This is a genomic window from Streptomyces sp. NPDC050416 (assembly GCF_044458845.1).
Taxonomy (GTDB): Bacteria; Actinomycetota; Actinomycetes; order Streptomycetales; family Streptomycetaceae; genus Streptomyces.
The window spans coordinates 342512-359748 of the sequence record NZ_JBITII010000010.1 but is presented as its reverse complement, the minus strand read 5'-3'; the positions used below and the strand labels follow the sequence as shown (position 1 = coordinate 359748).

The following is a 17237-nucleotide window of genomic DNA, read 5'->3' as shown; positions in this document are numbered from 1 at the left end:
CTCAAGGAACGGTCGCTTCCTTTGTACTCACCCTCTCGGGCTTTCCTCCGGGCGCTTCCCTTCGGTCTTGCGTTTCCGACTCTATCAGATCTTTTCTCGACCCGATTTCCTCGGTGCTTTCCAGGTTTCCGCTTCCGCGTTTCCCTTTCCGGCGGTTCCGACTTTATCAGAAGTTTCTGAGTCGGATTTCCCTCCTCGGCCGGGCATGGTTCCCGGGCCTGAGTCGGCCGGGTGCCCCTTCGGAAGGAGTTGTAAACCTACTGGAGCGGGGCTCCTCGATGCAAATCGAGGAGCCCCGCTCCCAGTTGGCGCCTGCTCAGGCCCGACGGTCCGTCAGACCTCAACGACCACGGGCAGGATCATCGGCCGGCGCCGGTAGGTGTCCGAGACCCACTTGCCCAGCGTGCGGCGGATGAGCTGCTGGAGCTGGTGGGGTTCGACCACGCCGTCCTGGGCGGAGCGTTCGAGTACCTCCGTGATCCGGGGGATCACGTCACCGAAGGCGGAGTCCTCGATGCCGGAGCCGCGCGCGTGGATGTGGGGGCCACCGGTGATCTTCCCGGTGGACGAGTCCATGACGACGAAGACCGAGATGATGCCCTCGTCGCCGAGGATCTTGCGGTCCTTGAGGGCCGGCTCTCCCACGTCGCCGACCGAGAGGCCGTCGACGTAGACGTAACCCGCCTGGACCTTGCCGGAGATCTTGGCCTTGCCCTCGACGAGGTCGACGGCGACGCCGTCCTCGGCGATGACGATGCGGTCGTGCGGGACGCCGGTCAGGGCGCCCAGCTCGGCGTTGGCGCGCAGGTGGCGCCATTCGCCGTGCACCGGCATCAGGTTCTTCGGGCGGCAGATGTTGTAGAAGTACAGCAGCTCGCCCGCGGAGGCATGGCCGGAGACGTGGACCTTGGCGTTGCCCTTGTGGACCACGCTGGCGCCCCAGCGGGTGAGGCCGTTGATCACGCGGTAGACCGCGTTCTCGTTGCCGGGGATCAGCGACGACGCAAGGATCACCGTGTCGCCCTGGACGATGCGGATCTGGTGGTCCCTGTTGGCCATCCTCGACAGGGCCGCCATGGGTTCGCCCTGGGAGCCCGTGCAGACGAGGACCACCTCACTGTCCGGGAGGTCGTCGAGTGTCTTGACGTCCACGACAAGGCCCGGGGGGACCTTCAGGTAGCCCAGGTCGCGCGCGATGCCCATGTTGCGGACCATGGAGCGCCCGACGAAGGCGACGCGGCGGCCGTACTCGTGTGCCGCGTCCAGGATCTGCTGGATGCGGTGGACGTGGCTGGCGAAGCTCGCGACGATGATGCGCTTGCGGGCGCCGGCGAAGACCTGTCGCAGGACGTTGGAAATCTCCCGCTCGGGCGGGACGAAGCCCGGGACCTCGGCGTTCGTCGAGTCCGAGAGCAGGAGGTCGATGCCCTCCTCGCTCAGGCGTGCGAATGCGTGGAGGTCCGTGAGGCGGTTGTCCAGCGGGAGCTGGTCCATCTTGAAGTCGCCGGTGTGGACCACCATGCCCGCGGGGGTGCGGATGGCGACGGCCAGCGCGTCCGGGATGGAGTGGTTGACCGCGACGAACTCGCAGTCGAACGGGCCGATGCGCTCGCGGTGACCTTCCGCCACCTCGAGGGTGTACGGGCGGATGCGGTGCTCTTGGAGCTTGGCCTCGATGAGGGCGAGGGTCAGCTTGGAGCCGATCAGCGGGATGTCCGGCTTCTCGCGCAGGAGATAGGGGACGCCGCCGATGTGGTCCTCGTGGCCGTGCGTGAGGACGATGCCCTCGATGTCGTCGAGGCGGTCCCTGATGGACGAGAAGTCCGGCAGGATCAGGTCGATTCCGGGCTGCTCCTCCTCGGGGAAGAGCACTCCGCAGTCGACGATCAGCAGGCGGCCGCCGTACTCGAAGACCGTCATGTTCCGGCCGATTTCGCCGAGGCCGCCGAGCGGCGTGACCCGCAGGCCGCCTTCGGGGAGCGGCGGCGGTGGGCTGAGTTCGGGATGCGGATGACTCAAAAGACTCTCCTCACCACACGCGCCACGTACCGGTAGGGCACGTGGCGCGCATGACGTTCGTGCAGAAGCAGTTGTCGTATGGGTGGCGCGGGCACCGGTGGCCCGCTTATTCAGTTGTGAAGCAGGTGCGCGGGGGACCGCGCGAAGTCTGATGTCAGAGCTGTACCCCGCCGGCGGCAAGATCGATCTTGAGTTGCTCGATCTCCTCGGGGGCGCACTCGACCATGGGGGCGCGCAGGGGCCCGCCGGGCAGACCCTTCAGGGCGAGCGCCGCCTTGGTCGTCATCACGCCCTGGGTGCGGAACATGCCGGTGTAGACCGAGAGCAGCTTCTGGTGGATCTCGGTGGCCTTCTGGACGTCGCCCGAGGTGTACGCGTCGACCAGGGCGCGCAGCTCGGGGGTGACCACGTGGCCGACGACCGAGACGAAGCCGACCGCGCCGACGGAGAGCAGGGGCAGGTTCAGCATGTCGTCGCCGGAGTACCAGGCGAGGCCGGAGCGGGCGATGGCCCAGCTCGCCCGGCCCAGGTCGCCCTTGGCGTCCTTGTTGGCGACGATCCGGGGGTGCTCGGCGAGGCGGACGAGCGTCTCCGTGTTGATCGGGACGCCGCTGCGGCCGGGGATGTCGTAGAGCATGACCGGCAGCCCGGTGGCGTCGGCGATGGCCGTGAAGTGCCGGTAGAGGCCCTCTTGCGGGGGCTTGTTGTAGTACGGGGTCACGACGAGCAGGCCGTGTGCGCCGGTGCGCTCCGCCGCGCGGGCGAGTTCGATGCTGTGGTGGGTGTCGTTGGTGCCGACCCCGGCCACGACATGGGCACGGTCGCCGACCGCCTCCAGGACCGCCCGTACGAGGTCCCTTTTCTCCGCATCGCTGGTCGTCGGCGACTCGCCCGTGGTGCCGTTGATGACCAGGCCGTCGTTGCCTGCGTCCACCAGGTGGGTGGCGAGCCGCTGCGCGCCGTCGAGGTCGAGTGCGCCGTCCGCCTTGAAGGGCGTGACCATGGCGGTGAGGACCCGCCCGAAGGGGGTCTGCGGAGTCGAGGTCGGAGCCATGGGTTACACGCTACTCGTTGCTCAGGACCGGGTCTGCCCTAGGGGGAGGCGACAAGTCGCGACAAAGATGGAGCCCGGCACTGCCTGCTCGGGGGTTCAAGCAGTGCCGGACCCGTTTGATCAGGCTAGATGAACTTCTCGAAATGCCGCAATACGGACACTTCGTGCGGCTGAACCGTACATCTGTACCTGATCGGGGAACCGGGGCGCGTTACGGCGCCACGCGTCCGTTCGCGTTGAAGGCCGCGTAGGTGAGCGGCATGAGCCGGGCCCACTCAGCCTCCATCTTCTCCCCGACCATCTCGATCTCGCGCTGCGGGAAGGACGGGACCTTGGCCAGCTCGTGCTGGGTGCGCAGGCCGAGGAAGTGCATCAGCGAGCGGGCGTTGCAGGTGGCGTACATCGAGGAGTACAGGCCGACCGGGAGGACCGCGCGGGCGACCTCGCGGGCGACGCCGGCGCCGAGCATCTCCTGGTAGGCCTCGTACGCCTGACGGTAGGAGTCCTCCATCACGCGGCCGACGAGCTCCTGCTGGGCCTGGGTGCCCTCGACGAAGACGTACTTGCCGGGGCGGCCCTCCTGGACGAGCTTGCGGGACTCGTCGGGGACGTAGAAGACCGGCTGGAGCTCGCGGTAGCGGCCGCTCTCCTCGTTGTACGACCAGCCGACGCGGTGCCGCATGAACTCGCGGAAGACGAAGATCGGGGCGCTGATGAAGAAGGTCATCGAGTTGTGCTCGAAGGGGCTGCCGTGCCGGTCCCGCATCAAGTAGTTGATCAGGCCCTTGGAGCGCTCGGGGTCCTTGTTCAGCTCGTCCAGGGACTGCTCGCCGAGGGTCGAGACACGGGCGGCGAACAGGACGTCCGCGTCGGACGCGGTGTGCTTGACCAGCTCGACGGTCACATCGCTGCGGTAGCTGGGCTTGGGGTCGTCGGCGGGGGTGTCGGTCACGGTTGGCAGGGCCTTCCCATCTCGTCGTGTGGCGACGCCACTCTACGGCCCGGCGGAATCCGTCCGATCGGTGGCGTGCCGCAATGAAGTCGGTGAAACAGGGCACCACTGAGGGAGTTCGTTCGTCTTCAGGGACGAGAGTGATTCGTTCCATCCCCGAAGGGAGAAGCACCCCTGATGTTCGGTCGGCGTGAACCCGTACCGTTTGCCTTTGTTGCTGAGGCCGACAGGTTCCGCAGTAATGTCACTCCCCCACCGCGTGAGCGGCTGTCCGTCGGTCAGATGGCCGGGCACTGGCTGCTGGGTCTGACCATCGTGGCGGGGCTCGTGGGTTCCCTGGTCATCGGGACGCCCGCGCTGTCGACGGGCGACAACCCGGGCTCGCAGCCCCAGCAGTCGCAGGCGTCGCAGAAGAACTGAGCCGCCGCAGACCGGCGATGACTCCATCCGGCCCCCCGCCAGTGGTGACCGGGGACACAGATCGGTAGCCTCACCGGGCACAGCCCACGCATGGATCGAGTGAGGACCAGCCGTGCCCCTGCCCTTCCTGACGGCCGACCGCGTTTTCGAGGCGACGGACGACATTCCGCTGCCCTACGACGATCGTGACCGCTGGCGGCGGCCGTACCGGCCCGGCCCCTGGCGGGTGGGGGCGGCCGCGCTGGCGCTGCTGCTCGCCTCGTTCGTGCTGTTCGCGGCGGTCATCATCGCGGCGACGGCCGAACCGGCCTCGGCCGGTGTGGTCTTCGGGCTCGCGCTGCTGGTCATCGCCGGGGCGATGCGGTTGCTGCGCGCGGGCGTGTGGGTGAGTGCGCGCGGGCTGCGGCACGTGGGCTTCCTCACCACGCGTACGGCTTCCTGGGAGCAGGTCGCCGCCGTGCGCACGGTGCAGCAGCCGGTGCGCTGGCTGGGGCTGCCCCGGACGGTGCAGGGGCAGGCGCTGCTGCTCGTCCGGCGGGGGCAGTCGCCCGACGGTGGGCCGGCGCTGCTGACCACGCACAACGCGGACTTCCTCGGTCGGGTGGAGGCCTTCGACCGGGCGGCGGATGCCATCGAGGCCTGGGCCGACGAGTACCGCCCGCACTGACGTCCCGGGTGACCCCGGATGCTCATGCCGGAGGGGCCGGACCGTTCGCGGTCCGGCCCCTCCGGCATGAGCATCCGGCATGAGCGGGGTGAGGTTCAGGCCGTCTCTGGCTGCTTGCCGTCGTGCAGGGCGATCGCGCGTTGCATCGCCTTGCGGGCGCGCGGGGTGTCTCGGGCGTCGTGGTAGGCGACGGCGAGGCGGAACCAGGTGCGCCAGTCGTCGGGAGCGGCCTCCGTCTCGGCCTTGCGCTTGGCGAAGACCTCGTCGGCCGAGTCCCGGTCGATCCGCCCGCTGGGCGTGCGCCTCAGTTCGTCGACGGGCAGGCCGCCCTCGGCGTCGAGTTCGGCGGCGAGGGCGTTGGCCCTGCGGACGAACTGGGTGTTCTTCCACAGGAACCACAGGCCGATGCCCGGCAGGATCAGCACCGCGACACCGAAGGTGACGGTGAGGGGCGTGCCGGTCTCGATCAGCAGGACGCCGCGGCTGCCGACCAGGACGAAGTAGACGACCAGGACGGCGGCCGTGAGGGCGTAGGTGAGCTTCGCGCGCATGACGTCAGGGACTCAGCTCAGGTCCAGGAAGTGTTCCAGGCCGAACGTCAGGCCCGGGACGCTCCCCACACGGCGGACGCCGAGCAGGATGCCCGGCATGAAGCTGCTGTGATGCAGCGAGTCATGCCGGACCGTCAGGGTCTCGCCCTCGGCGCCGAGCAGGACCTCCTGGTGGGCGAGCAGGCCGCGCAGCCGGACTGCGTGGACCGGGACGCCGTCGACGTCGGCACCGCGGGCACCGTCCAGGGCGGTGGCCGTGGCGTCGGGGGCCGGGGCGGAGCCGGCGGTGCGGCGGGCCTCGGCGATGAGCTGGGCGGTGCGCGTGGCGGTGCCGGAGGGGGCGTCCACCTTGTTCGGGTGGTGCAGCTCGACGACCTCGACGGACTCGAAGTACGGTGCGGCGATCTGCGCGAACTTCATGGTCAGGACGGCCCCGATGGAGAAGTTCGGCGCGATGAGCACGCCCGTCTCGGGGGACTGCTCCAGCCAGCCCTTCAGCTGAGCGAGGCGCTCGTCGGTCCAGCCCGTCGTACCGACGACCGCGTGGATGCCGTGGCGTACGCAGTAGTCGAGGTTGGCCATGACCGAGTCGGGCGTGGTCAGTTCGACGGCGACCTGGGCGCCGGTCTCGGCCAGCGTCTCCACCTTGTCGCCGCGGCTCAGCGCGGCGACCAGTTCCATGTCCTCGGCGGCCTCGACGGCTCGGACCGCTTCCGAGCCGATCCGGCCCTTGGCGCCGAGGACCGCCACGCGCAGCTTGCTCATCTCTTGTGCTTCCTTCACCAGGGGTTGTCAGGCGACGGCGTCGTGCAGGCGGGCCGCCTGTTTGTCCTTCAGCGGGCCGATGACCGACAGGGAGGGCCGCCGTCCCAGGATCTCGCGGGCGACCGAGCGGACGTCGTCCGGGGTGACCGAGGCTATCCGCGCCAGCATGTCGTCGACGGACATCTGCTCGCCCCAGCACAGCTCGCTCTTGCCGATACGGTTCATCAGCGCGCCGGTGTCCTCCAGGCCGAGGACCGTGGAGCCCTGGAGCTGGCCGATCGCGCGCCCGATCTCGTCGTCCGAGAGGCCGTGCTCGGCGACGTGGTCGAGTTCGTCGCGGCAGATCTTCAGCACGTCGTGCACCTGCGACGGTCTGCACCCCGCGTACACGCCGAACAGGCCGCAGTCGGCGAAGCCCGAGGTGTACGAGTACACGCTGTAGGCCAGGCCGCGCTTCTCGCGGACCTCCTGGAAGAGGCGGGACGACATGCCGCCGCCGAGGGCCGTGTTCAGCACCCCCAGGGCCCAGCGGCGCTCGTCCGTGCGGGACAGGCCCGGCATGCCGAGCACGACATGGGCCTGCTCGGTCTTGCGGTCGATCAGCTCGACCCGGCCGGCGGTGCGCAGGGCGCGCCGGCCGCTGCGCGGGGCGACGGGCTCGGCGACGGGGTCCTTGAAGGCACCGGCCTTCTCGAAGGCGGCGCGGACCTGGCGAACGACCTTGGCGTGGTCGATGTTGCCGGCGCACGCGACCACGAGGTGGGTCGGGTCATAGTGCTTCTTGTAGAAGCGGCGGATGCGGTCGGCGGTGAGGGAGTTGACCGTGGTGACCGTGCCGAGGACCGGGCGGCCGAGGGGGTTGTCGCCGAACATCGTGTGCGCGAACAGGTCGTGCACGCAGTCGCCCGGGTCGTCCTCGGTCATGGCGATCTCTTCGAGGATGGCGCCGCGCTCGACGTCGACGTCCTCTTCGAGGATGAGCGAGCCGGTCAGCATGTCGCTGACGACGTCGATGGCGAGCGGCAGGTCGGTGTCGAGCACGCGCGCGTAGTAGCACGTGTACTCCTTCGCCGTGAACGCGTTCATCTCGCCGCCGACCGCGTCGATCGCGGAGGAGATGTCCAGGGCGGACCTGCGGTTCGTGCCCTTGAAGAGCAGGTGCTCAAGGTAGTGCGTGGCGCCGTTGAGCGCGGGCGTCTCGTCGCGGGAGCCGACGTGGGCCCAGATGCCGAAGGTGGCCGAGCGGACCGAGGGAAGGGTCTCGGTGACGATGCGCAGGCCCCCGGGGAGGGTGGTCTTGCGGACGACGCCGATGCCGTTCATGCCCTTGATCAGGGTTTGGGTACGGGCGACGGCCCGCGCCTCCGAGGAGGTGCGGGCCGTCGCCGTCGAGCTGGTCGACGTCACTGGTCGGTGTCGTCCTTCTTGTCGTCGTCGCCTTCGCCCTCGATCACGGGGATGAGGGAGAGCTTGCCGCGCGAGTCGATCTCGGCGATCTCCACCTGGACCTTCGCGCCGACGCCGAGGACGTCCTCGACGTTCTCCACGCGCTTGCCGCCGGCGAGCTTGCGGATCTGCGAGATGTGCAGCAGACCGTCCTTGCCCGGGAGCAGCGACACGAACGCGCCGAAGGTGGTCGTCTTCACGACCGTGCCCAGGTAGCGCTCGCCGACCTCGGGCATCGTCGGGTTGGCGATGCCGTTGATCGTCGTACGGGCGGCCTCGGCGGACGGGCCGTCGACGGCGCCGATGTAGATCGTGCCGTCGTCCTCGATCGTGATGTCGGCGCCGGTGTCCTCCTGGATCTGGTTGATCATCTTGCCCTTGGGGCCGATGACCTCGCCGATCTTGTCCACGGGGATCTTGACGGTGATGATCCGCGGGGCGTTCGGGGACATCTCGTCCGGCGTGTCGATCGCTTCCATCATCACGTCGAGGATGTGGAGGCGGGCGTCACGGGCCTGCTTGAGGGCGGCGGCCAGGACGGAGGCGGGGATGCCGTCCAGCTTGGTGTCGAGCTGGAGGGCGGTGACGAACTCCTTGGTGCCGGCGACCTTGAAGTCCATGTCGCCGAAGGCGTCCTCCGCACCGAGGATGTCGGTGAGGGTGACGTAGTGCGTCTCGCCTTCGATCTCCTGGGAGATCAGGCCCATGGCGATACCGGCGACGGGGGCCTTCAGCGGCACACCGGCGTTCAGCAGCGACATGGTGGAGGCGCAGACCGAGCCCATGGAGGTCGAGCCGTTCGAGCTGAGCGCCTCGGAGACCTGGCGGATCGCGTAAGGGAACTCCTCGCGCGTCGGCAGGACCGGGATCAGGGCGCGCTCGGCGAGGGCGCCGTGGCCGATCTCGCGGCGCTTCGGGGAGCCGACGCGGCCGGTCTCGCCGGTGGAGTACGGCGGGAAGTTGTAGTTGTGCATGTAGCGCTTGCGGGTCACCGGCGACAGGGTGTCCAGCTGCTGCTCCATGCGGAGCATGTTCAGGGTGGTGACGCCCAGGATCTGGGTCTCGCCACGCTCGAACACCGCGGAGCCGTGGACCCGCGGGATCGCCTCGACCTCGGCGGCCAGCGTGCGGATGTCGGTGACACCGCGGCCGTCGATGCGCTTCTTCTCCTTGATCACGCGCTCCCGGACCAGGGTCTTGGTCAGCGAGCGGTACGCGGCGGAGATCTCCTTCTCGCGGCCCTCGAACTCCGGCAGGAGCTTCTCGGCGGCGAGCTGCTTGACGCGGTCCAGCTCGGCCTCGCGCTCCTGCTTGCCGGCGATGGTGAGCGCCTGGGCGAGCTCGGGCTTGACGGCGGCGGTGAGCGCCTCGAGGACGTCGTCCTGGTAGTCCAGGAAGATCGGGAACTCGCCGGTCGGCTTGGCGGCCTTGGAGGCGAGGTCCGACTGCGCCTTGCACAGGACCTTGATGAAGGGCTTCGCGGCGTCCAGACCGGCGGCGACGACCTCCTCGGTCGGCGCCTCGGCGCCGCCCTTGACCAGCTGGATGGTCTTCTCGGTGGCCTCGGCCTCGACCATCATGATCGCGACGTCGCCGTCCTCGAGCACGCGGCCCGCGACGACCATGTCGAAGACGGCGTCCTCGAGCTCGGTGTGCGTCGGGAAGGCCACCCACTGGCCGTTGATCAGCGCGACGCGGACGCCGCCGATCGGGCCGGAGAAGGGCAGGCCGGCCAGCTGCGTGGACGCGGAGGCGGCGTTGATCGCCACCACGTCGTACAGGTGGTCGGGGTTGAGCGCCATGATCGTGGCGACGACCTGGATCTCGTTGCGCAGGCCCTTCTTGAAGGAGGGGCGCAGCGGGCGGTCGATCAGGCGGCAGGTGAGGATCGCGTCCTCGGAGGGGCGGCCCTCACGGCGGAAGAAGCTGCCGGGGATCTTGCCGGCGGCGTACATCCGCTCCTCGACGTCCACCGTGAGCGGGAAGAAGTCGAGCTGGTCCTTGGGGTTCTTGGAGGCGGTGGTGGCCGACAGCACCATGGTGTCGTCGTCCAGGTACGCCACGGCGGAGCCGGCGGCCTGCTTGGCCAGGCGGCCCGTCTCGAAGCGGATGGTGCGGGTGCCGAAAGTGCCGTTGTCGATGACGGCCTCGGCGTAGTGGGTCTCGTTCTCCACTAGCGTTTTCTCCGTTACTTTGTCGTCTTTCGTCCCTGGCTGCCCGTGTGGCAGGGGGACGGTGGCGGAGAAGCGCTCCGTGCGGTGCGGGCCGGTCTTCGATCGAAGCACCCGGGGCTCGCTTCCCCCGGGGGCCACTACCGAGGACCGGCGGCGGCTAGGCGCGCTTCCCCTCTTCTTCTTGTCGTGCTGTGTCGTCCGTATTGCGTTGTGCTACCACACTACAAAGCAGCGGTGACACTCCGCACGTACAGCAAAGGGAGCGGTCCCCTTTCATGCCGGGAACCGCTCCCTTCACGGCGTCTTACTTGGCGCCCGCCGCACCGCGGCGGATGCCGAGGCGGTCGACCAGCGCACGGAAGCGCTGGATGTCCTTCTTCGCCAGGTACTGCAGCAGCCGGCGGCGCTGACCGACCAGGATCAGCAGACCACGGCGGGAGTGGTGGTCGTGCTTGTGGGTCTTGAGGTGCTCGGTCAGGTCGGAGATCCGACGCGACAGCAGAGCGACCTGGACCTCGGGGGAGCCGGTGTCGCCCTCCTTGGTACCGAACTCGGACATGATCTGCTTCTTCGTAGCGGCGTCGAGCGACACGCGTACTCCTCATAGTCTGTGACTGGCCACCGAGTGCCCCCGGTCTGCTTCTCGGGGGAGCTTCCGTGACTCGGAAGGCGGGGATCCGCTGGGCGCGGCCTCCAGGGCGAGAGCTCGCTCCGGGGGTGCGTACACAAACGGCCGTCGACCAGGGTACCAGGCGGTCAGGGCCGTCTTTGCGCTGGTCCCCGAACCTGCCGGCCGGGGCGGCCCGCGCCACTAGGGTGAGCAGGTTCGGATCGTTCGTACGGCATCCGGACGTTCGGAACCGGTACGTCGGGAAGGGGTCGCTACGGCATGGCGGAGACGGCTGAGGAGATCAAGGCACGCAAGGAGCGGGAGCGGGACGAGCTCTACGCCCTCGACATCTCGGGTGTCGAGTGGCACTGCGCGCCGGGCACCGAGGAGCACGAGGAGCGGGTCGAGATCGCGTACCTGCCCGAGGGGGCGGTGGCGATGCGGTCCTCGCTCGACCCGGACACGGTGCTGCGCTACACCGAGGCGGAGTGGCGGGCGTTCGTGCTGGGGGCTCGGGACGGGGAGTTCGATCTGGAGCCGACACCCCGCGATGGGGGGCCTGCCCCGGCATGAGGGGTGGGTACGGAAGCGGCCTGACCGGGTCGTCGGGCGCTCGCCCGACGACCCGGTGATCGAGCGGCCGAACCCGCATACGGCTCTGCGTCGTGGCGGTCGACGGCGTGTCCGACTGAGCGGGAAACGGTCCCGCAGCAGCCCGGCACCTGCGGCCGCCGCTACCCCGCTGGACGAAGGAAGCCGGTCGGGGCTCAGCTGGTCATCGAGCGGACCGTCGAGTACACGTCGAACACGGCCAGGGCCAGCGGCACCAGGGTCAGCAGCACGAAGCCCTCGGCGATCTCCAGGAAGCGTCCCCAGAACGGGGTGAGGCCGCCGCGCGAGACGATCAGGCCGATCGCCGTGACGAGCGCGGCCGTCGCGGCGATCGCCGCGACGAGCCAGATGGTCCGGAGGTCGAGGTCGGTGCGGTCGCCGGTGAGGGCCTCGCGGACGATCGAGTGCGGCGGATTGAGCGCCAGCCCGAGGCCGAGCAGCACGAGAGAGGCGAGACCGGCGCCCAGGACAGGGGCCACCTGTCCGGTGTACCGGAAGAGATGGGCGCGCATCAGCAGGGCCAGGCCGGTCGCGAGGGCGAGGATCTGGGCCCAGACGTTCGAGGAGAACCCGAGGACCGCCGAAGAACCGACGGCGATCAGCGCGCAGCCGCCCACCAGGCCGACCAGGAGTTCGTGTCCGCGCCGCGCCTTGGCGGCGACCCGCTCGGCGTCGACCGGCTCCTGCGGGATGGGGTCGATGTCGTACGCGCTGCGCGGGGCGGTGTTCGGGGTGTCGAAGCCGATCGGAAGCCGGGCGAAGCGCATCGACAGGCCCGGCAGGAAGGCCAGGCCTCCGACGGCGATCGGGGCGCACAGGGCGGCGATCTCGGAGGGCGTCCAGTCGGCGAGGATCGCCGCGAACACGGCCAGCAGGCCGATGGCGGAGGCGACGACGAAGCTCACGAACGGGCCGTCCCCGCTCGGCGAGCACAGGGTGAGCACGACCGACGCCAGCAGCACCGCCGCGCAAGCCAGGAGGAACTGGAGTCTGCCGATGCCTTGTCCGTCGGCGAGCGGCAGCAGACCCGAGCCGGCCACGCCGACGTTGGGGAGGGCACCGAGACCCAAGGCGATGGCAGAGGCCCGGTCGTCGTAGACCCGGGCGCGCACGCAGGCGAGGACGACCAGGAGGACACCGGCCACGCCGGCGAGGATGCCGGGCAGGCTGTTCATGTCGTGGAGCGGGTCGCCCGTCCAGGCCACGAAGGCGAGCAGAACCGGCAGTACGCCTCCCCCGACGAGGCCCGCCAGGCGCGTCAAGTCGCCGCTCCACAAGGTACGTTCGCTGGTCACTGCGGAGGCAACCGCTTCGGAGACGTCGTCGAAGACGGCGGGGGGCAGCGACTGGGAGAACGGGCGCAGCGCGAGGAGTTCGCCGTCGAGGATGCGCTGGGCGGCGAAGGAACGGGCGCTGTCGAGGACGGTGCCGTCCCGGCGGACCAGGTGGTAGCCGACGGGTGCGCCCTCGGCGGGACTCTGCTGGGAGAGTGTGAGGATCTCCGGATAGATGTCCGCGACCGGGATGTCGTCGGGCAGCGCCACGTCGATCCGGCTGTCGGGCGCGACGATGGTGACGCGGCAGAAACCGAGACCCGTGCCCACCCCGGCTGGAGTTCCCGTACCGGGTCCTCCTCCAGTGGCTGCCACGGAGGCCGTCATGCTCACCTGCTGCTCCCCCTCGGTGATGAATCTGTACCTACGGTACGGAAGTCAGTCCTACGCGGTTTTCCCGTCCCCTGTGACCGGCCGTGCGGCGAGGTCGTGGGAACAATGCCTTCGTGCCCGTGGTCGGGTTCCGCATCTCGCCAGATGGCGTGGAATGCCCCCTCGCACCTGCTCAACTCGCGTGTGCCGACGCGAACATGCGGCACCCTATCGCCCCCTTGCCTCCACTGGAGTCAGTAGGATCACGCGGCGGCCTGCGTCCGCCTGACACGGGGCGGCGGACGGACTTTCGGGCCGGCCGAGGGAATGGATGACAGTGAGCCACATCGTCGTGAAGCGCCCGCCTCGGGTGCTGCCGTCCGAAGTGTCCACGCAGGAGATCGTCCTGCAGCCTCCGCCCGAACTGCCGCGGGGACACCGGGAGAGCGTGCTGATGCAACTCCTGCCGACGCTCGGCATGGGTGGCTCCGTGGTCTTCTTCTTCACGAGCGGGCAGCCGTTCATGCGGATCATGGGCATGGTCATGATCGCCTCGACGATCGCCATGTCCGTCGCGATGGTGGTCCGCTTCCGCCGCGGCTCCCAGGGCGAGTTGGCGGACATGCGCCGCGACTACCTGAGCTACCTGGCGCAGACCCGGCGCACGGCCGTCGACACGGCGAAGGCGCAGCGTGACGCGCAGTACTTCCTCCACCCCTCACCCGATCAACTGTGGGCCCTGGTCGGCGAGGGCAGCCGGGTGTGGGAACGACGTCCCGGCGACGAGGACTTCGCCCAGGTCCGCATCGGCCTCGGCTCGCAGGCCCTCGCCAGGACCCTCGTCGCCCCGGAGACCGCCCCCGTCGCGCAGCTGGAGCCGCTGACCGCGGGTGCGATGCAGCGCTTCCTCGCCGTCCACAGCACCCTGGACGACCTGCCGATGGCGATCTCCTTGCGCGCCTTCTACCACGTCACCATCAGCGGCGAACCGCAGTCCGTACGATCCTCCGCCCGGGCAGTGACCGGCTCACTGGCGGCGCTGCACTCCCCGGAGGATCTGCTCATCGTGGTGGCGGCGGGCCGCGAGGCCCTGCCCCACTGGGAGTGGGCCAAGTGGCTCCCGCACGTCCAGGCGCCCGGTGCCGTGGACGGAGCCGGCAGCCGCAGGCTGATCGACAGCGACAGCCGCGAGTTGGAGAACCTGCTCGCCACCCGGCTGACCGGCCGACCGCGCTTCCACCCGAACGCGGCACCCCTGCCGGAGGAGCCCCATATCGTCGTCGTGCTCGACAGCCTCTCCCTGCCGCCCGACTCGGTCCTGGCCAACCCCGAAGGGCTCCAGGGCGTCACCGTCCTCGAGGTGGTTCCCGGCGCCCTGAGCACGGGTGGCGGCGAGCTCTCCATCGTCGTACAGCCCGAAGCGCTGCACCTGGAGTCGGCGCACGGTGTCGTCTACGAAGGAACCCCTGACGTCCTCTCGTACGAGTCCGCCGAGGCCCTCGCCCGGCAGCTGGCCCCCCTGCGGATGGCCTCGGGCGGGGACGACGACGAACCGCTGCTCGCCAACCTGGAGTTCACCGACCTGCTGAACCTCGGTGACGCGGCGTCCGTCGACACCCAGCGCACCTGGCGGCCCCGTTCGCTGGCCGAGCGGCTGCGGGTGCCGATCGGTGTCGGCGAGGACGGCCGCCCCGTGATGCTCGACCTCAAGGAGGCCGCGCAGGAGGGCATGGGCCCGCACGGCCTGTGCGTGGGCGCCACCGGCTCCGGCAAGTCGGAGCTGTTGCGCACTCTGGTACTGGGCCTGGCGGTCACCCATTCGTCGGAGACGCTCAACTTCGTCCTGGCGGACTTCAAGGGCGGCGCGACCTTCGCCGGTATGGCGCGGATGCCGCACGTGGCGGCCGTCATCACCAACCTCGCGGACGACCTCACCCTGGTCGACCGCATGGGCGACTCCATCCGCGGCGAACTCAACCGCCGCCAGGAGATGCTGCGCGACGCGGGCAACTACGCCAACATCCACGACTACGAGAAGGCCCGCGCGGCCGGTGCGGCGCTGCAGCCCATTCCGTCGTTGGTGCTGGTCATCGACGAGTTCAGTGAACTGCTGACGGCGAAGCCCGACTTCATCGAGATGTTCGTGCAGATCGGCCGCATCGGGCGGTCGCTCGGCGTGCATCTGCTGCTGGCGTCGCAGCGACTGGAGGAAGGCCGTCTGCGTGGTCTGGAGACGTACCTGTCCTACCGAGTAGGTCTGCGTACCTTCTCCGCCGCGGAGTCCCGCGCGGCGATCGGCGTACCGGACGCCTATGAGCTGCCGAACGTCCCGGGCTCCGGTCTTCTGAAGTTCGGTACGGGCGAGATGGTGCGTTTCAAGGCGGCGTACGTCTCCGGCGTGTACCGCTCGGGCACACAGCGGGCGACGCTGGGGGGCGGCCCGCTGCCGGTGGACCGGCGGCCGGTGCTGTTCACGGCGGCCGAGGTGCCGGTGCAGTACGTGACTGTGCCGCAGCAGCGCCCTTCCGCTTCGGACGGTCCGGAGGTCGACGACGCGCTCGCCGACACCGTGCTCGACGTGATCGTGCGCCGGCTGGAGGCGCAGGGTCCGGCGGCTCACCAGGTGTGGCTGCCGCCGCTGGACAGCCCGCCGCCGCTCGACGCGCTCCTGCCCGGCCTCACGGCGGTGCGGGGCCGCGGCCTCACACAGCCGGGCTACGAGGGCGCCGGCCGCCTGATCGTACCGGCGGGCCTGGTGGACAAGCCGTACGAGCAGCGCCGCGACCCGCTCTGGGTCGACTTCTCCGGCGCGGCCGGCCACATGCAGATCATCGGCGGCCCGCAGTCCGGCAAGTCGACGCTGCTGCGCACCCTGATCTCGGCTTTCGCGCTCACGCACACGCCGTACGAAGTGCAGTTCTACGGCCTCGACTTCGGCGGTGGCGGTATGGCGGCGGTGGCCGGTCTGCCGCACGTGGGCGGGGTCGCCTCTCGCCTGGATCCGGAGCGGGTGCGGCGCACGGTGGCCGAGGTGTACGGCGTGCTGACTCGCCGCGAGGAGTACTTCCGCTCCGCCGGCATCGCGTCGATCGCGGACTACCGGGCCAGGCGGGCCCGGGGCGAGATCTCGGTCACGGATCAGCCGTGGGGCGACGTGTTCCTGGTCATCGACGGCTGGGGCAACTTCCGAGCGGACTACGAGGCGATGGACCAGGTGATCCACGAGATCGCCGCGCGTGGTCTCGGCTACGGCGTCCACCTGATCCTCACGGCGTCACGCTCGATGGAGGTCAGGGCCAACCTCAAGGACCACCTGATGAACCGCCTGGAGCTGCGGCTCGGCGACACGATGGACTCCGAGCTGGACCGCAAGGTGGCCGCGAACGTTCCGGCGGGCGTGCCCGGCCGCGGACAGGCCCCGCAGAAGCTGCACTTCATGGCGGCGGTGCCGCGCATAGACGGTCTGACCTCCGACACGGATCTGGCCGACGCCACGGAGGCCCTCGCAACCGAGGTCTCCCGGCACTGGCAGGCGCCCGGCGCTCCCGAAGTCCGGTTGCTGCCCCGCGAGTTCCCGGCCGATCAGCTGCCTCCGGGCGGTCGCTTCCCGCGCCGCGGAGTCGCCTTCGCCCTCGACGAGGACAACCTCGAACCGGTCTTCGTCGACTTCGAGCAGGACCCCTTCTTCCTCGTCTTCGGCGAGAGCGAGTCGGGCAAGTCGAACCTGCTGCGGCTGCTGATCAAGCAGGTGACACAGCGGTACTCGGGCGACGAGGCCAAGCTGTTCGTCATCGACAACCGGCGCTCGCTGCTGGACGTGACGCCGTCGTCCCACCTCGCCGAGTACATCCCCATGTCCAACTCCATGGACCACCACATGGCCGCCCTGGCCGACCTGATGAAGCGCCGCACACCGACGGCCGACGTCACGGCCCAGCAGCTGCGGGACCGGAGCTGGTGGCGCGGACCCACGGTGTACGTCGTCATCGACGACTACGACCTCGTGGCCACGTCGAGCGGGAACCCCCTGGCGGGACTGACGGAGCTCTTGCCGTTCGCCCGGGATGTCGGGGTGCGGTTCATCATCGCGCGGTCGACAGCTGGCGCGGGGCGGGCGTCGTATGAGGCGTTCATGCAGCGAGTGAAGGAGCTGGGCGCGCAGGGTGTGGTGCTGGCCGGCGACCCGGGTGAGGGCGACCTGCTCGGTGGGGTGCGGCCGCGGCCTATGCCTGCGGGGCGAGGGGTCTTTGTGTCTCGGCGGCGGGGGAAGCCGTTGGTGCAGATCGGGTTGAGTCCGGAAGGGACGTTCTGATGGTCGGGG

Annotated in this window: 13 protein-coding genes; 4 read left to right on the top strand and 9 right to left on the bottom strand. The window is 69.6% G+C overall.

Features of this window, described 5'->3' with window-relative positions; all coding sequences use genetic code 11:
* Nucleotides 1-333: 333 nt before the first annotated feature.
* From ACIBL4_RS29605 to thyX, 3 genes are all read right to left on the bottom strand, one after another.
* Complete coding sequence (locus tag ACIBL4_RS29605) at nt 334-2019, bottom strand: ribonuclease J (RefSeq protein WP_399414845.1); 1686 nt, start codon at nt 2017-2019, stop codon at nt 334-336.
* 154 nt (nt 2020-2173) lie between these two features.
* The gene (gene dapA, locus ACIBL4_RS29600) at nt 2174-3073 is read right to left on the bottom strand and encodes a 4-hydroxy-tetrahydrodipicolinate synthase (protein WP_399414844.1); all 900 of its coding nucleotides are present in this window, start codon (nt 3071-3073) and stop codon (nt 2174-2176) included.
* A gap of 211 nt (nt 3074-3284) precedes the next feature.
* Nucleotides 3285-4025 (bottom strand): FAD-dependent thymidylate synthase, encoded by a 741-nt coding sequence (thyX, locus tag ACIBL4_RS29595; protein ID WP_399414843.1) that lies wholly within the window; start codon nt 4023-4025, stop codon nt 3285-3287.
* Between the two features lie 177 nt (nt 4026-4202).
* Here thyX and ACIBL4_RS29590 point away from each other — a divergent pair, with 177 nt between their 5' ends.
* Both ACIBL4_RS29590 and ACIBL4_RS29585 read left to right on the top strand, forming a co-directional pair.
* Nucleotides 4203-4445, top strand: a complete 243-nt coding sequence (locus tag ACIBL4_RS29590) for a hypothetical protein (RefSeq protein WP_399414842.1) — start codon at nt 4203-4205, stop codon at nt 4443-4445.
* Nucleotides 4446-4557: 112 nt separating this feature from the next.
* Nucleotides 4558-5112: a hypothetical protein gene (locus tag ACIBL4_RS29585; protein ID WP_399414841.1), complete on the top strand. Its 555-nt coding sequence runs from the start codon at nt 4558-4560 to the stop codon at nt 5110-5112.
* A 95-nt stretch (nt 5113-5207) separates the two neighbouring features.
* On the opposite strand, the gene ACIBL4_RS29580 is transcribed toward ACIBL4_RS29585, so the two are convergent.
* From ACIBL4_RS29580 to rpsO, 5 genes are all read right to left on the bottom strand, one after another.
* Entirely contained in the window at nt 5208-5663 is a 456-nt protein-coding gene (locus tag ACIBL4_RS29580) for a hypothetical protein (RefSeq protein WP_399414840.1), read from the bottom strand.
* Between the two features lie 12 nt (nt 5664-5675).
* Nucleotides 5676-6428 carry a 4-hydroxy-tetrahydrodipicolinate reductase gene (gene dapB, locus ACIBL4_RS29575; protein ID WP_399414839.1) on the bottom strand — a complete coding sequence of 251 codons (753 nt, stop codon included), beginning with the start codon at nt 6426-6428 and terminating at the stop codon, nt 5676-5678.
* A 27-nt stretch (nt 6429-6455) separates the two neighbouring features.
* Nucleotides 6456-7835 carry a M16 family metallopeptidase gene (locus tag ACIBL4_RS29570; protein WP_399414838.1) on the bottom strand — a complete coding sequence of 460 codons (1380 nt, stop codon included), beginning with the start codon at nt 7833-7835 and terminating at the stop codon, nt 6456-6458.
* A complete protein-coding gene (locus tag ACIBL4_RS29565) occupies nt 7832-10048 on the bottom strand; it encodes a polyribonucleotide nucleotidyltransferase (protein WP_399414837.1) in 2217 nt (738 codons plus the stop codon). The genes ACIBL4_RS29570 and ACIBL4_RS29565 overlap by 4 nt, the downstream gene beginning before the upstream one ends.
* A gap of 304 nt (nt 10049-10352) precedes the next feature.
* On the bottom strand, nt 10353-10640 hold the full coding sequence (gene rpsO / locus ACIBL4_RS29560; RefSeq protein ID WP_010042739.1) for a 30S ribosomal protein S15: 288 nt from the start codon (nt 10638-10640) through the stop codon (nt 10353-10355).
* 297 nt (nt 10641-10937) lie between these two features.
* On the opposite strand from rpsO, the gene ACIBL4_RS29555 reads away from it, so the two are divergent.
* Nucleotides 10938-11231, top strand: a complete 294-nt coding sequence (locus ACIBL4_RS29555; protein ID WP_399414836.1) for a DUF397 domain-containing protein — start codon at nt 10938-10940, stop codon at nt 11229-11231.
* Between the two features lie 194 nt (nt 11232-11425).
* Here the strand turns inward: ACIBL4_RS29555 and eccD are convergent, their stop codons facing one another.
* Nucleotides 11426-12931 carry a type VII secretion integral membrane protein EccD gene (eccD, locus tag ACIBL4_RS29550; protein ID WP_399414856.1) on the bottom strand — a complete coding sequence of 502 codons (1506 nt, stop codon included), beginning with the start codon at nt 12929-12931 and terminating at the stop codon, nt 11426-11428.
* Nucleotides 12932-13253: 322 nt separating this feature from the next.
* Here eccD and eccCa point away from each other — a divergent pair, with 322 nt between their 5' ends.
* A complete protein-coding gene (eccCa, locus tag ACIBL4_RS29545) occupies nt 13254-17228 on the top strand; it encodes a type VII secretion protein EccCa (protein ID WP_399414855.1) in 3975 nt (1324 codons plus the stop codon).
* The last annotated feature ends 9 nt before the right edge of the window (nt 17229-17237 follow it).

What these genes read in the sequence shown, in the direction of transcription:
- dapA (WP_399414844.1), bottom strand. Translation starts at nt 3,073, where the DNA reads ATGGCTCCGACCTCGACTCCGCAGACCCCCTTCGGGCGGGTCCTCACC.
- ACIBL4_RS29590 (WP_399414842.1), top strand. Translation starts at nt 4,203, where the DNA reads ATGTTCGGTCGGCGTGAACCCGTACCGTTTGCCTTTGTTGCTGAGGCC.
- ACIBL4_RS29580 (WP_399414840.1), bottom strand. Translation starts at nt 5,663, where the DNA reads ATGCGCGCGAAGCTCACCTACGCCCTCACGGCCGCCGTCCTGGTCGTC.
- dapB (WP_399414839.1), bottom strand. Translation starts at nt 6,428, where the DNA reads ATGAGCAAGCTGCGCGTGGCGGTCCTCGGCGCCAAGGGCCGGATCGGC.
- ACIBL4_RS29555 (WP_399414836.1), top strand. Translation starts at nt 10,938, where the DNA reads ATGGCGGAGACGGCTGAGGAGATCAAGGCACGCAAGGAGCGGGAGCGG.
- eccD (WP_399414856.1), bottom strand. Translation starts at nt 12,931, where the DNA reads ATGACGGCCTCCGTGGCAGCCACTGGAGGAGGACCCGGTACGGGAACT.